Genomic DNA, 14391 nt, shown 5'->3' with positions numbered 1-14391 from the left:
TTGGACCGCATGGACCTCCAGCACGGTGGGCCGGTCCCGGTGGGCCTGTCGACCTCCTGCTCGTACCCCGAGTCGACCACCGCGGCGTTCGAGATCGCCGCCCGCCTCGGTTACGACGGCGTCGAGGTCATGGTGTGGACGGACCCCGTCAGCCAGGACGCCGCGGCGCTGCAGCGCCTGGTGGACCACTTCGGCGTGCCGGTGGTCTCGGTGCACGCGCCCACGCTGCTGCTGACGCAGCGCATCTGGGGTCGCGGCGACCCGTGGGGCAAGGTCGAGAAGTCCTGCGAGCTGGCGGCGGCGCTCGGTGCCCCCACGGTGGTGGTGCACCCGCCGTTCCGCTGGCAGCGCGAGTACGCCGCGGGTTTCGTCGAGGGCGTCGAGGCGCTGGAGGCGAGCACGGGCGTCACCCTCGCGGTGGAGAACATGTTCCCCTGGCGGGCGCGCGGCCGGGAGGTCGTCGCCTACGCCCCCGGCTGGGACCCCACCCACGTCGGGTACCGGAACCTGACCCTGGACCTCTCGCACGCGGCCACCTCGGGCCTGGACTCCCTGGAGCTGGCGCGGGCGTTCGGCGACCGCCTGGCCCACGTCCACCTGTGCGACGGCTCCGGCTCCCTCAAGGACGAGCACCTCGTGCCCGGCGACGGCGCCCAGCCGTGCGCGGAGGTCCTGCAGCACCTGGCGGCCACCGGCTTCACCGGCGGGGTCGTGGCCGAGGTGAACACCCGCCGCGCGCGCGGGCGCGCCGCCCGCGAGCGGGAGCTGGCCCGCACCCTGGAGTTCGCCCGGCGCCACCTGGCGCCGGCGCCCGTGGGGGAGGGGTCGGCGTGAGCGCGCCGACCCCGGCGGTCGCGCCCCGCTCGCACGGCCGCCTGGCGCTGGTGGGGGCGGGCGTGATGGGCCAGGCGCTGCTGGGCGGGTTGCTGCGCGCCGGCCGCAGCCCCGGCGACGTGCTCGTCGTGGACCGCCGCGCCGGGCGCGGCGCGGAGCTGCACGAGCGCTTCGGGGTGCGGGTGGTGGACGAGCCGTCCGCGGTGCGCGACGCCGCCACCGTGCTGCTGGCCGTGAAGCCGCAGGACCTCGAGGCGCTGCTGGACTCCCTCGCCCCGCACCTGGCGCCCGGCGCCCTCGTGGTGTCCCTGGCGGCGGGCGTGACGACCTCCGCGATCGAGGCGCGCCTGCCCGCGGGCACCGCGGTGGTGCGGGTCATGCCGAACACCCCCTCCCTGGTCGACGAGGGCATGGCCGCGCTCGCCGGCGGCAGCGCCTGCACGGACGCGGACCTCGCCGAGGCGGAGGACCTGCTGCGCTCGTGCGGGCGCACCGTCGTGCTGCCCGAGAAGCACATCGACGCGGTGACGGCCCTGTCGGGGTCGGGTCCGGCGTACGTGTTCTACGTCGTGGAGGCGATGGTGGAGGCGGGCGTCCTGCTGGGCCTGCCGCGGGCGGCCGCGACCGAGCTGGTCGTGCAGACGGTGGTGGGGGCCGGGGCGATGCTGCGCGAGACCGGGCAGCACCCCACGGTGCTGCGCGAGCAGGTGACGTCCCCGGCGGGCACGACGGCCGCGGCGCTGCGCCGGCTGGACGAGGAGGGCGTGCGCGCCGCGCTCGTCTCGGCCGTGGAGGCCGCCTGGGCGCGCTCGCGGCAGCTGTCGGGGAGCTGAGCCGGTGGCTAGGGTGCCCGCGTGCTCCCCGCCAGCGAAGCGCCCCGGCCCGCTCCCGCGGCGCCCGAGGTGACCGCCGCCCCCGACGCCGTGCAGGTCGTCTGGGACCCCGTCTTCAACCGCTACGACTTCGGCCGCTGGCACCCGATGGCGCCGATCCGGCTGGACCTGACGGCGCGGCTGTGCGAGCAGCTGGGGCTGTTCGCCGCTCCCGGCGTGCAGGTCGTCTCGGCGCAGCCGGCCGGTGACGACCTGCTGCGCACGGTGCACGAGCCGGAGTACGTGGCCGCGGTGCAGGCCGCGTCGGCGGACCCGGGCAGCGCCCAGGAGGTCTTCGGCCTGGGTACCGAGGACGACCCCGCCTTCCCGGGGATGCACGAGGCGGCGGCGCGCATCGTGGGCGGCTCGGTGGAGCTGGGGCGGGCGCTGCTGGCGGGGCGGGCGCAGCACGGGGTGAACTTCTGCGGCGGGATGCACCACGCCAAGCCGGGGTGCGCGAGCGGCTTCTGCGTCTACAACGACGCGGCGGCGGCGATCCGCGCGATGCTCGACGAGGGTGCCGAGCGCGTGGTCTACGTGGACCTGGACTGCCACCACGGGGACGGCACGGAGGCGGTGTTCTGGGACGAGCCGCGGGTGCTGACGATCAGCGTGCACGAGTCGGGCACCACCCTGTTCCCCGGGACCGGTTTCGCGGACGAGCTGGGCGGGCCGGGTGCGCTGGGCGGTGCGGTGAACCTGGCGCTGCCGGCGGGCACGCGCGACGCGGGGTGGCTGCGGGCGGTGCACTCGGTGGTGCCGCAGCTGGTGGCGTCGTTCGCCCCGGACGTGCTGGTGACGCAGCACGGGTGCGACACGCACGCCCTGGACCCGCTGGGGCACCTGGTGGTCTCGCTGGACGCGCAGCGCGCGGCGGCGGCGGCGATGCACGCGCTGGCGCACTCGGCGGCGGGCGGGCGCTGGCTGGCGCTGGGCGGCGGCGGCTACGAGGTGGTGGACGTGGTGCCGCGCACGTGGGCGCACCTGGTGGCCGAGGCGGCGCACCGCCCGCTGGACCCGGCGACGCCGCTGCCGGCGGCGTGGCGCGCGCACGTGGAGGAGACGGTCGGCCGCGAGGCGCCGCGGACGATGACGGACGGGGGGAGCGGGGCGTTCCAGGCGTGGTCGTCGGGCTACGACCCGGGCGACGCGGTGGACCGGGCGATCCTGGCGACGCGGCGGGCGGCCTTCCCCCTGCACGGCCTGGACCCCGAGTTCGACTGAGCGCGACGAGACATCACGCACCGCTCAGGTCACTCTGGGTGACTCTTTGGACACGGATCCCTTCCACCCGTGTGGCCCCTACCCCTACAGTGGGTGGTGGGACGCGCCCCCACTCCCCGTCCGGGAGGCCGGCGGGCCGCTGGCGCGAGGTGGAAGGTGCTGTGGGGATGCCTGAGGACCGTCCGCTGTCCGACGTCCGGTTCCTGACCGTGGCGGAGGTGGCGTCGATGATGCGCGTGTCGAAGATGACCGTCTACCGGCTCGTGCACAACGGCGACCTGCCCGCCGTCCGGGTCGGCCGCTCCTTCCGGGTGCCGGAGGACGCCGTGCACGAGTACCTGCGCCAGGCCTACATCGACACCGCCTGAGCCTCCCGCCCGAACCCCCTGCCGGGCCCGTCCGGGGCCGGCGGTCGAGGGCGTGAGGAGGCGGCGGGCCGCGCGTCCCCGCCGGGCCGGTAGACTGGCCGCGGTTTGCCGCGTCAGCGGCTGGACGCGAGATGCACCCGTCGAGTGAGCGAGGACCCCTTGGGCTCTGTCATCAAGAAGCGCCGCAAGCGCATGGCGAAGAAGAAGCACCGCAAGCTGCTCCGCCGCACGCGCCACCAGCGTCGCAACAAGAAGTGAGCTGACCGCCGACGGGCGGGTCCCCGCGGGGGGCCCGCCCGTCGGTGCGCCTACGCCGCGCGCCGCACCAGGCCCACCAGCCCCAGCGCCGCGACCCCCACCGCCCCGGCCGCACCCGCGCGCGCCGTCCAGCGCGCCGCGTGCCGCCAGCGCCGGAACTCGCGCACCTGCCACCCGTGGCGCTTCGCGTGCCGGCGCAGCGCGGTGTCGGGGTTCACCGCCACCGGGTGCCCCACCAGCGACAGCAGCGGCAGGTCGTTCGCGGAGTCCGAGTACGCCGCGCAGCGCGCCAGGTCCCACCCGGCCGCCGCCGCCAGCGACCGCACGGCCTGCGCCTTCGCCGGCCCGTGCAGCGGCTCGGTCACCAGGCGCCCCGTGTAGGTGCCGTCCACGCTCTCGGCGACGGTGCCCAGCGCGCCCGTCAGGCCCAGCCGGCGCGCCACGACGTCCGCCAGCTCCACCGGCGCCGCCGTCACCAGCCACACCGGCGCCCCCTCGCGCAGGTGCCGGTCCGCCAGCGCCCGCGCCGCCGGGCGCACCTTCGCCCCCATGTGCTCCTCGTAGACCTCCTCGCCGATGGCGCGGATCTCCTCGGTGGTGTGCCCGGCCACGAACGCCAGCGCCAGCTCGCGCGCCTCCAGCAGGTGACCGTGCACCTCCCCGCGCAGCGCGTAGTGCAGCGCCCGGCGCGCGAAGCCGCGCAGCTCGCGCCGCGAGAAGAACCCCCGGGCGTGCAGGCCGCGCGCGAAGTAGAAGAGCGACGCGCCGCGCACCAGCGTGTTGTCCAGGTCGAAGAACGCGGCCTCGCACGGTGGGGGCGTCGTCACCCGGCCAGTAGCCACCACCGCATCGTAGGCCGCCGCCCGCCCGAGCGCGGGGGCCCACCGCCGGCCGGGGCAGGATGGGCCCGTGCGCAGCGGGGCGGGGGACGAGGGCGTGAGGGTGGTGCTGGTCTCGCGCACCGGCTGCCACCTGTGCGACGAGGGGCGCGAGGTGGTGCGGGCGGTCGCCGGCCGCACCGGGACGGCGTGGGCGGAGGTCGACGTGGACGGGGACCCGGAGCTGCTGCGGCGCTTCTCGGACCGGGTCCCGGTGGTGCTCGTGGACGGCGCCGAGCGCGACTTCGGCCGGCTGGACGCGGGGCGCCTGGAGCGGGCGCTCGCCGGGCGGCGCTGGTGGCGCCGCGGCCGCTGAGACGCCGGTCACGCGCCGCGCCGCCGACGCCGCGCGACTTTGTGCACGCGTTCACAAACGCTTACTCTGCTGGGGTGCCGCTGGGCGGCGCTCCCGGCCGGCACGGCCGGTGAACGGGCCGGCGAGCCGCGCCGGCGAGCACGTACGAGGGTGCCGGGTCTGATCGCAGTGGACGAGGACGACGTGAGCAGCGCGCCCCGCGACGGCGCGCCCAGCGCCGACGGCGCCGGCCGCCTCCCGGCCACCGCGCTGCCCGAGGTGCCCGAGGCGACGGTGGCGCGGCTGCCGCAGTACCTGCGGGCCCTGAGCGCGCTGGCCGAGGCCGGTGCGCGCACCGTCTCCTCGGAGGCGCTGGCCGAGGCCGCCGGGGTCGGCTCCGCGAAGCTGCGCAAGGACCTCTCCCACCTGGGCAGCCACGGCACGCGCGGCGTCGGCTACGACGTGGCGCAGCTGCACCGGCACATCGCCGACCGCCTCGGGCAGGCCGCCAGCTGGCGGGTCGTCATCGTGGGCGTCGGCAACCTGGGGCACGCCCTGGCCGGCTACAGCGGCTTCGCCTCGCGCGGCTTCACCGTGGTGGGCCTGTTCGACGACGACCCGGCGGTGATCGGCCGGGTCGTGGGCGGCCTGCGGGTGCGTCCCCTGGACGACTTCCGCGAGGTCGTCGGCGAGCCCGGCGCGACGATCGCGGTGCTGGCGGTGCCCGCCGGGCAGGCGCAGGCGGTGTGCGACCGCCTCGTCGCCGCGGGCACCCGCAGCGTCCTGAACTTCGCCCCCACCGTGCTGCGCGTGCCCGACGGCGTGGACGTGCGCAAGGTCGACCTCGCCTCGGAGCTGCAGATCCTCGCGTTCCACGCCCAGCGGCGCGCCGCCGCCCCGGCCCACGCCCACCGTCCCAGCGCCGCCGGCCCGCGCGGCGCGACCGGCGCACCCGCCGGTCCCCTGCTGCCGCACGCGCTGCACCGCCTCGAGGAGGTCGTCTGAGTGACCCTCATGGTCGTGGGCCTGTCCCACCGCACCGCCGCCCTGGAGGTGCTCGAGCGGGCCTCCTTCGACGACGCCTCGGCCGCGAGCACCGTCGCGGAGCTGACGGCCTCCCCGCACGTGGAGGAGGCGTTCGTCCTGTCCACCTGCAACCGGGTGGAGGTCTACAGCGACGTCACGCGCTTCCACGGCGGGGTCGCGGCGGTCGGTGAGGCGCTGGCCCGCCGCATCGGCGTCCCCCTGGACGAGCTGGGCGACCAGCTGTACGTGCACTACGAGGACGCGGGCGTGGAGCACCTGTTCCGGGTGGCGTGCGGGCTGGACTCGATGGCGGTGGGCGAGGCGCAGATCCTCGGCCAGCTGCGCGGCGCGCTGCGCGAGCTGCACGGCTCCGACCGCGGCGGCGGCACCCTGGACCGCCTCCTGCAGAACGCGCTGCGGGTGGGCAAGCGGGCCCACTCCGAGACGTCGCTGGACGCCGCCGGCGCCTCCCTCGTCGACGCCGCCCTCGTGCGCGCCCGGCACGTCGTGGGCCCCGTGGCGGGCGGGCGGGCGCTGGTGGTGGGCGCCGGTGCGATGAGCGCGCTGGTGGCCACGACGCTGCACCGCGCCGGCATGGACGTCGTCGTGGCCAACCGCACCCCCGAGCGGGCGCAGCGCCTGGCCGCCGCGGTGGGCGGGCGCGCCACCGGTCTCGACGCGCTGCGCGCGGAGGTCGCGGAGGCCGACGTCGTGGTCAGCTGCACGGGCGCCGTCGGGCACGTGCTCGACGTGGCGGTCGTGGCCAGCGCGCTCCTGGACCGTCCGCAGCGCCCGTTGCTGCTGGCGGACCTGGCGCTGCCGCGCGACATCGACCCGGACGTCGCCACGCTGCCCGGCGCGCACCTGGTGGACCTGGAGGGCCTGGGCGCGGACCTCGCCGGCAGCGCGGTGGCCGACGACCTGCGCGCGGTGCGGGCCATCGTCGCCGAGGAGGTCGCCGCCTACGCGGCGTCGCTGCGGGTGGCGGACGTGGCGCCGACGGTGGTGGCGCTGCGCGCGCAGGCCCGGCACGTCGTGGACGCGGAGATGCGCCGGCTGGCCGGGCGGGTGGACCTCGACGACGCCGCCCGCGCCGAGGTGGACCGCGCGGTGCACCGCATCGTCGAGAAGCTGCTGCACACCCCCACGGTGCGGGTGAAGGAGCTGGCGGAGTCGCCGGGCGGGGCGGGGTACGCCGCCGCGCTGCGGGCGCTGTTCGACCTGGAGGTCGGCGGCGCCGCGGGCACCGCGCCGCGCGTGGTGGAGGGGCCCCTGTCGGGGACCGTCGCCGAGGCCGTGGGGAGGCTGTCGTGACGCGCCCGCTGCGCCTGGGCACCCGCCGCAGCGCGCTGGCCACGACGCAGAGCGGCTGGGTCGCGGACGCGCTGCGCGAGCGCGGCGCCGACGTGGAGCTCGTGGAGATCACCACGCACGGCGACGTGGACCGCGCGCCGCTGGCCGTCATCGGCGGTACCGGCGTGTTCGTCTCCGCGCTGCGCGACGCGCTGCTGGCCGGCGAGGTCGACCTGGCGGTGCACTCCCTGAAGGACCTGCCGACCGCCGCGGCGGACGGCCTGGCGCTGGCGGCGGTGCCCCGGCGCGAGGACCCGCGCGACGTGCTGGTGGCCGCCGGCGGGCGGACCCTGGCGCAGCTGCCGGCCGGCGCGCGCGTCGGCACCGGCTCCCCGCGCCGGCGGGCGCTGCTGCTGGACGCGCGCCCCGACCTCGACGTCGTCCCGGTGCGCGGCAACGTCGACACCCGCCTGCGGATGGTCTCCTCCGGTGAGCTGGACGCCGTGGTGCTGGCCGCGGCGGGCCTGGCGCGCCTGGGGCGCCTGGCCGAGGCCAGCGAGCTGCTGGACGCGCACGCGTTCGTGCCGGCCCCCGGGCAGGGCGCGCTGGCGGTGGAGTGCCGCGCCGACGACGCGGAGGTGCTGGCGGCCGCCGGCGCCCTCGACTCGCCCGCCGACCGCCTGGCGGTGCTCGCCGAGCGGCAGCTCCTGGCCGGCCTGGAGGCCGGTTGCTCCGCGCCCGTGGGTGCGCACGCCCGCCTGGACGGCGGCGAGCTGCACCTGGCGCTGGCGGTGCAGGGCCCGGACGGGCTGGTGCGCCGCGACGTCACCGGCGCGGTCGCCGACCCCACCGACGCGCGCGCCCTGGGCGGGCGCACGGCCGCCGAGCTGCTCGCCGGGCCGCTGGCCGGCGCGGCGGACGCCCTGGAACCCCTCGCGACCCCCGAACGACCTCCTGCCGCCGCCGGCGGCGCGCAGGAGCACACCCCGGACCGAGCCCCGGCCGGTCCACGTCCCGACCCGGAGAGTGGCTCGTGAGCACGACGACGAACAGCCCGGTCCTGGAGACCGTCCACACCGCTCCGGCCGCGGGCTCCCTGCCCGCCCCGGAGGTCAGCGCTCCGGAGGTCACCGCTGCGGAGGTCACCACCCCGGAGGTCACCGTCCTGACCGGGGCGCCGCCCGCGCGGGCGCGCCGGTCCACGACCGCCGCCGGTTCCGCGCCCGGCGGCGCCGCGGCGGGCTCCGCGCGCCGCCTGGGGCACGTCTCGTTCGTCGGCGCCGGCCCCGGCGACCCCGGCCTGCTGACCCTGCGGGCCGTCGAGCTGCTGGGCGCCGCGGACGTGGTGGTGCTGGACTCCGGCGCCCGCGAGGACCTCGTGTCCCGGTACGCCCGCGACGGCGTGCAGGTGGTCGACGCCGGCGCCGGCGACGGCGCGGACGCGGCCACCCGCGGCGCGCGCGCCAAGCTGGTGGTGAAGGCGGCCAGGTCCGGCGGCCGCGTGGTGCGCCTCATGGACGGCGACCCCTCCACGTTCAGCGGGCTGGCCGAGGAGATCGCCGCCTGCCGCAAGGCGGGCGTCGGGTTCGACGTGGTGCCGGGCGTCTCCGCCGTCAGCGCCGTCCCCGCGTACGCGGGGGTGCCGATGACCGCGGCCGCCACCACGAGCGTGAACGTCGTGCACCCGGCGGGCCGCGACGTGGACTGGTCCCGGCACGCGGGCGCCGACACCACCGTCGTGGTGCTGGGCACCGGCGACGACATCGCCGCCGCCGCGGTGGGCCTGCTGGCCGCCGGCCGCGCCCCCGGCACCCCGGTGGCGCTGACCTCGCACGGCACGACGACCACCCAGTCCACGACCACCACCACGCTGGGCGAGCTGGAGCCGATCGCCACCGCGATCGACGGCTCGCCCACGACCGCCGTGGTCGGCGACGTGGTGAACCTGCGGGAGCAGGCGTCCTGGTACGAGACGAAGCCGCTGTTCGGCTGGCGGGTGCTGGTGCCGCGCACCAAGGAGCAGGCCGGCGGCGTGACGGCGCTGCTGGCCGAGCACGGCGCGACCGCCGACGTGGTCCCCACCATCTCGGTCGAGCCGCCGCGCACCCCGCAGCAGATGGAGAAGGCCGTCAAGGGCCTGGTGACCGGCCGCTACGAGTGGATCGGGTTCACCTCGGTCAACGCGGTGCGCGCGGTGCGGGAGAAGTTCGCCGAGTACGGGCTGGACGCGCGCGCGTTCAGCGGCCTGAAGGTCGCCGCGGTGGGCGGGGTGACGGCGGACGCGCTGCGCGAGTGGGGCATCGAACCGGACCTGGTGCCCGACGGCGAGCAGTCCGCCACCGGCCTGCTGGCCGCGTGGCCGCCCTACGACGAGGTCCTCGACCCCATCGACCGGGTGTTCCTGCCGCGCGCGGACATCGCGACCGACACCCTGGTGGCGGGCCTGCAGGAGAACGGCTGGGAGGTCGACGACGTGACCGCGTACCGCACGGTGCGCGCCGCGCCGCCGGCCGCGCCGGTGCGCGAGGCCATCAAGACCGGGGCCTTCGACGCGGTGGTCTTCACCTCCAGCTCCACGGTGCGCAACCTCGTCGGCATCGCCGGCAAGCCGCACCCCAACACGGTGGTGGCGTGCATCGGCCCGGCGACGGCGAGGACCGCCGAGGAGCACGGCCTGCGCGTGGACGTGCTGGCGGCCGAGCCGAGCGCCGCGGCGCTCGTGGACGCGCTCGCCGCCTACGGCGAGGGGCTGCGGGCGGCGGCCGCGGAGGCCGGCGAGCCGGTCCTGCGGCCCAGCCAGAAGAAGTCCTCGGCGCGCCGGCGCTCCCGGTGAGCGGCCTGGAGCCCACCCGCCGGGCGGTGCCGGCGCTGCCGGTGCGCCCGCGCCGGCTGCGCGCGACGCCGGGGATGCGCCGGCTGGTGACGGACGTGCACCTGCACCCGGCGGACCTGGTGCTGCCGGTGTTCGTGCGCGAGGGCGCCGAGGAGCCGCAGCCGATCCGCACCCTGCCCGGCGTGGTGCAGCACACCCGCGCCTCGCTGGTGGCGACCGCGCGGGAGGCGCTCGCCGCGGGTCTGGGCGGGATCATGCTGTTCGGCGTGCCGGCCACCCGCGACGCGGTCGGCTCCGGCGCGGACGACCCCGACGGGATCCTCAACGTCGCCCTGGCGGACGTGCGCGAGGCCGTGGGCGACGAGCTGGTCGTCATGGCGGACCTGTGCCTGGACGAGTTCACCGACCACGGCCACTGCGGCGTGCTCGACGAGCGCGGCCGGGTGGACAACGACGCCACGCTGGAGCGTTACGCGTCGATGGCGCTCGCGCAGGCCGCCGCCGGCGCCCACCTGCTGGGCCCCAGCGGCATGATGGACGGCCAGATCGGGCACCTGCGCGCGGTGCTGGACGACGCCGGGCGCGAGGACGTGGCGATGCTGGCGTACGCGGTGAAGTACGCCAGCGCGTTCTACGGCCCGTTCCGCGAGGCTGTGGACTCGCAGCTGACGGGGGACCGGCGCACCTACCAGCAGGACCCGGCGGCGAACGTCGCCGAGGCGCTGCGGGAGCTGCGACTGGACCTCGACGAGGGCGCCGACCTGGTCATGGTCAAGCCGGGCCTGCCGTACCTGGACGTGCTGCGCGCCGTGGCGGACGTCGCGGACGTGCCGGTGGCGAGCTACCAGGTCTCCGGCGAGTACGCGATGGTCGAGTTCGCCGCGCAGGCGGGTGCGATCGACCGGGAGCGGGTGGCGCTGGAGTCGCTGCTGGCGCTGCGCCGCGGCGGGGCGCAGGTGCTGCTGACGTACTGGGCGCTGGAGGCCGCGCAGCGCTGGCTGGGCTGAGCCCGCCCCACGACCCACCACGACGCCGCGCGTCCCCCTCCGGGGCGCGCGGCGTCGTCGTTCCCGCGGCACACCTCTTGGCACTCGGCGCCCCGGAGTGCTAAGAGAAGGAGCAGCGCGGTGCGCCGCCCCTCCGGGGGCGCTCACCGGCGCGCACCCTCCCCGCCGCGCGGCGTGGCGCGGCAGCCCCGAGCTGCGGCCCCGCCCCGCGGTGCCGTCAGCGGCCCACCCGCGGCAGCCCCGTGCTGCCCCGAAACCGTCGCTGGAGGACACGTGACCGTCTCCGACGCTCCGCCGATCCCGCGTCCCGCCCGGCCGCCGCGCGAGAACCTGCGCATCGCGGTCGTCGCCCCGCCCTGGTTCGAGCTGCCGCCGCGCGGGTACGGCGGCATCGAGTCCGTCGTCGCCGACCTCGTCGACTCCCTGGCCGATCGCGGCCACGAGGTGACGCTCGTCGGTTCCGGCCGGCACCGCACCCGCGCCGCCCGGTTCGTGCGGGTGTTCGACGAACCCCCGTCCGAGCGCCTCGGCACCCCGGCGCCCGAGGTGGTCCACGCCGCCGCCGCCGGCGCCGCCCTGGCCGACCTGGACGTCGACGTCGTGCACGACCACAGCCTGGCCGGGCCGCTGCTGGCGCGCGGCCGGCGCGTGCCCACCGTGGTGACGATGCACGGCCCCGTCGACGGCGAGCAGGGGGAGTACTTCACCCGCCTCGGCGACAGCGTCGACGTCGTCGCCATCTCCGACGCGCAGCGCCGCCTGAACCCCCGCATCAACTGGGTGGGTCGCGTGCACAACGCGATCGACGTCTCCAGCTTCCCCTTCCGGGAGCGCAAGGACGACCACGTCCTGTGGCTCGGCAGGTTCAGCCCCGACAAGGGTCCCCACCTGGCCGTCCGGGCGGCGCGCGCCGCCGGCCTGCGGATCGTGCTCGCCGGCAAGCGCAGCGAACCCGCCGAGAAGGAGTTCTTCGAGCGCGAGGTCCGCCCGCTGCTGGGCCGGGACGCGGAGTACGTGGGGGAGGCCGACGCCGCCCTGAAGCGGGAACTGCTCGCGAGCGCCCGGGCCCTGGCGTTCCCCCTGCAGTGGGAGGAACCCTTCGGCATGGTGATGATCGAGGCGATGGCTTGCGGCACACCGGTGGTGGCGCTGCCGCGCGGCAGCGTCCCGGAGGTCGTCGACCACGGCCGCAGCGGTCTGGTGGTGCGCGACCTCGCCGACTTCCCCGCCGCCCTGTCGCTGGCCGCGGACCTGGACCCGGCCGCGTGCCGGCGGCACGCCGAGCGGAACTTCGACCTGCCGGTGATGGCTGCCGGGTACGAGCGGTTGTTCCGGGCGATCGTGGAGGGCGAGCGCAGCGTGCGGCGCCTCACCGGCCCGCGTCCGTCGCTGCGCCGGCGGCGGGAGCGGGGGGTGCCGGCGTGAACGCTCCGGCGGGAACCGCGCCCGAGTCGGCCGCGCCCTCGCCCGGGGGTGACGTCACCCTCGTCGAGGGCGCCTCGTTCTGCGTCAGCGACGGCACCGGGGACATGCGCCCGGACCGCCCGCACGGGGTGTTCTTCCAGGACACCCGCGTCGTCTCCGGCTGGCAGCTGCTGCTGGACGACGAACCCCTGCAGCCGCTGAGCGTCTCGCTGCCCGAGCCGTTCTCCGCGGTGTTCACCACGCGCGCCGCGCCCCGGCCGGGGCAGGCCGACGCCACGCTCGTCGTGCAGCGCCGCAGGATGGCCGCCGACGGGCTGCGCGAGGACGTCGTGGTGCGCAACCACGGCACGGAACCGGCCGGCATCACGCTCCACCTGGCGGTGGAGGCGGACTTCGCGGACCTGTTCGACGTGAAGGAGGGCCGGGCCGGGCGTCGCGCCCCCGTGCAGCGCAGCGGGCAGGGCGAGGACCTGGTGCTGGGGGTGGCGCGCGGCAGCCGCCGTCGCGGGGTGCGCGTGCACGGGCAGGGCGCCACCGCGCTGCCCGGCGCCCTCGTGTGGCGGGTGGTCGTCCCCGCGCACGGCGAGTGGTCCACCACGGTGGAGGTGCTGCCCTCCACCGAGGACGGCGAGGTCGGCACGTCCTTCCCGCTGGACCGTCCGGTGGAGTCGGCCGCCCCCGCGCGGCGGATGCGCGACCGGCGCCGCGCGAGCCCGGACGTGGAGTGCGAGGACCCGGTGCTGGCGCAGGCGCTGCGCCGCAGCGTCCTGGACCTGGGCGCTCTGCGGATCGCCGACCCGCACCGGCCGGGCGCCGACGTGGTGGCTGCCGGGGCGCCGTGGTTCATGGCCCTGTTCGGCCGCGACTCGCTGCTGACGAGCTGGCTGGCGCTGCCGTTCGACCCCGGCCTGGCGCTGGGCACCCTGCAGACCCTCGCCGACCACCAGGGCCGGCGGGTGGACCCGATGAGCGAGGAGGAACCCGGGCGGATCCTGCACGAGGTGCGGCTGGGGGTGGACACCGACCGGGCGCTGGGCGGCAGCAGCGTCTACTACGGCAGCGTCGACGCCACCCCGCTGTTCGTGGTCGTCCTCGACGAGGTGGCCCGCTGGGGCGCCCCGCTGGAGGAGGTGCGGGCGCTGCTGCCGGCGGCGGACCGGGCGCTGGAGTGGATCGAGCGGTACGGCGACCTGGACGGCGACGGCTTCGTGGAGTACCGGCGCAAGACGGACCGGGGCCTGCTGAACCAGGGCTGGAAGGACTCCTCCGACTCGATCTCCTTCGCCGACGGCCGGCTCGCCGAGGGGCCGATCGCGCTGGTGGAGGTCCAGGCGTACGTGTACGCCGCGTACACCGCCCGCGCGCACCTGGCCTCGCTGGTGGGCGACGAGGCCGGTGAGCGCGCCTGGTCGCAGAAGGCCGAGCGGTTCCGCCGCGCCGTCGACGAGGCGTTCTGGCTGCCCGGCCGCGGCTGCTACGCCCTGGCGCTGGACGGGCGCAAGCAGCAGGTGGACGCCCTGGCCTCGAACCAGGGGCACTGCCTGTGGGCGGGGCTGCCCGACGCGGACAAGGCTGCGCAGGTGGCGCACCACCTGCTGTCGCCGGCCCTGTTCAGCGGCTGGGGGGTGCGCACGCTGGGGACGACGGAGGGCCGCTACAACCCCGTCAGCTACCACAACGGCTCGGTGTGGCCGCACGACAACGCCCTGATCGTCGCGGGTCTGGTGCGCTACGGGCACGTGGAGGAGGCGCAGCGGGTCGCGACCGGGCTGCTGGCGGCGAGCGCCTCCAGCGGCGGCCGCCTGCCGGAGCTGTTCTGCGGTTTCGACCGCGCCGAGTCGCCGGTGCCGGTGCCGTACCCGACGTCCTGCTCGCCGCAGGCGTGGGCGGCGGCCACGCCGATCGGCCTGCTCACGGCGCTGCTGCGGCTGCGGGTGTGCGCCCCGCACGGCGAGGTGGCGACCGACCCGGTGCTGCCGGCGTCGTGGGGCCGGGTGCGGGTCTCGGGCCTGCAGGTGGGCGAGCAGCGCGTCGACGTGGACGGCGACGCGCCGCGCACCGCCCCGGAACCCGCTCCC

General features: G+C 77.2%; 14 protein-coding genes. 13 read left to right on the top strand and 1 reads right to left on the bottom strand.

Annotated elements, in window-relative coordinates:
• The first annotated feature begins 9 nt into the window (after positions 1 to 9).
• The 5 genes from V9U69_RS05970 to V9U69_RS05950 all read left to right on the top strand — a co-directional run bounded on the left by V9U69_RS05970 (position 10) and on the right by V9U69_RS05950 (position 3556).
• Positions 10 to 834, top strand: a complete 825-nt coding sequence (locus V9U69_RS05970) for a sugar phosphate isomerase/epimerase family protein (RefSeq protein ID WP_337060429.1) — start codon at positions 10 to 12, stop codon at positions 832 to 834.
• Positions 831 to 1667: a pyrroline-5-carboxylate reductase gene (proC, locus tag V9U69_RS05965; protein ID WP_337060428.1), complete on the top strand. Its 837-nt coding sequence runs from the start codon at positions 831 to 833 to the stop codon at positions 1665 to 1667. The genes V9U69_RS05970 and proC overlap by 4 nt, the downstream gene beginning before the upstream one ends.
• A 147-nt stretch (positions 1668 to 1814) precedes the next feature.
• Positions 1815 to 2930, top strand: coding sequence for an acetoin utilization protein AcuC (locus tag V9U69_RS05960; RefSeq protein ID WP_442907622.1), 1116 nt, complete (start codon positions 1815 to 1817; stop codon positions 2928 to 2930).
• 167 nt (positions 2931 to 3097) lie between these two features.
• A complete protein-coding gene (locus V9U69_RS05955; RefSeq protein WP_337060425.1) occupies positions 3098 to 3298 on the top strand; it encodes a helix-turn-helix domain-containing protein in 201 nt (66 codons plus the stop codon).
• Between the two features lie 159 nt (positions 3299 to 3457).
• The gene (locus V9U69_RS05950; protein ID WP_012085056.1) at positions 3458 to 3556 is read left to right on the top strand and encodes a 30S ribosomal protein bS22; all 99 of its coding nucleotides are present in this window, start codon (positions 3458 to 3460) and stop codon (positions 3554 to 3556) included.
• Positions 3557 to 3606: 50 nt separating this feature from the next.
• Here the strand turns inward: V9U69_RS05950 and V9U69_RS05945 are convergent, their stop codons facing one another.
• Complete coding sequence (locus V9U69_RS05945; RefSeq protein ID WP_337060424.1) at positions 3607 to 4398, bottom strand: HAD family hydrolase; 792 nt, start codon at positions 4396 to 4398, stop codon at positions 3607 to 3609.
• A 67-nt stretch (positions 4399 to 4465) separates the two neighbouring features.
• On the opposite strand from V9U69_RS05945, the gene V9U69_RS05940 reads away from it, so the two are divergent.
• The 8 genes from V9U69_RS05940 to V9U69_RS05905 form a co-directional block, all read left to right on the top strand.
• Positions 4466 to 4750 (top strand): glutaredoxin family protein, encoded by a 285-nt coding sequence (locus V9U69_RS05940; RefSeq protein WP_337060423.1) that lies wholly within the window; start codon positions 4466 to 4468, stop codon positions 4748 to 4750.
• Between the two features lie 183 nt (positions 4751 to 4933).
• Complete coding sequence (locus V9U69_RS05935; RefSeq protein WP_337060422.1) at positions 4934 to 5734, top strand: redox-sensing transcriptional repressor Rex; 801 nt, start codon at positions 4934 to 4936, stop codon at positions 5732 to 5734.
• Positions 5735 to 5743: 9 nt separating this feature from the next.
• Positions 5744 to 7069: a glutamyl-tRNA reductase gene (locus V9U69_RS05930; RefSeq protein ID WP_337060449.1), complete on the top strand. Its 1326-nt coding sequence runs from the start codon at positions 5744 to 5746 to the stop codon at positions 7067 to 7069.
• On the top strand, positions 7066 to 8085 hold the full coding sequence (gene hemC, locus V9U69_RS05925) for a hydroxymethylbilane synthase (protein WP_337060421.1): 1020 nt from the start codon (positions 7066 to 7068) through the stop codon (positions 8083 to 8085). Before V9U69_RS05930 ends, hemC begins: the two co-directional genes overlap by 4 nt.
• Positions 8086 to 8303: 218 nt before the next feature.
• Positions 8304 to 9881, top strand: coding sequence for a uroporphyrinogen-III synthase (locus tag V9U69_RS05920; RefSeq protein ID WP_442907621.1), 1578 nt, complete (start codon positions 8304 to 8306; stop codon positions 9879 to 9881).
• Positions 9878 to 10888: a porphobilinogen synthase gene (gene hemB / locus V9U69_RS05915; RefSeq protein WP_337060417.1), complete on the top strand. Its 1011-nt coding sequence runs from the start codon at positions 9878 to 9880 to the stop codon at positions 10886 to 10888. Before V9U69_RS05920 ends, hemB begins: the two co-directional genes overlap by 4 nt.
• Positions 10889 to 11161: 273 nt before the next feature.
• On the top strand, positions 11162 to 12313 hold the full coding sequence (locus V9U69_RS05910; RefSeq protein ID WP_337060415.1) for a glycosyltransferase family 4 protein: 1152 nt from the start codon (positions 11162 to 11164) through the stop codon (positions 12311 to 12313).
• On the top strand, positions 12310 to 14391 hold a 2082-nt coding region (locus tag V9U69_RS05905; RefSeq protein ID WP_337060413.1), incomplete at its 3' end, for an amylo-alpha-1,6-glucosidase. The genes V9U69_RS05910 and V9U69_RS05905, both read left to right, overlap by 4 nt.

The organism is Kineococcus sp. G2 (genome assembly GCF_037154035.1).
In the GTDB taxonomy this organism is placed as follows: Bacteria; Actinomycetota; Actinomycetes; order Actinomycetales; family Kineococcaceae; genus Kineococcus.
Note: the sequence above shows the minus strand (reverse complement) of the source record. Positions and strands in the feature narration are given on the sequence as shown.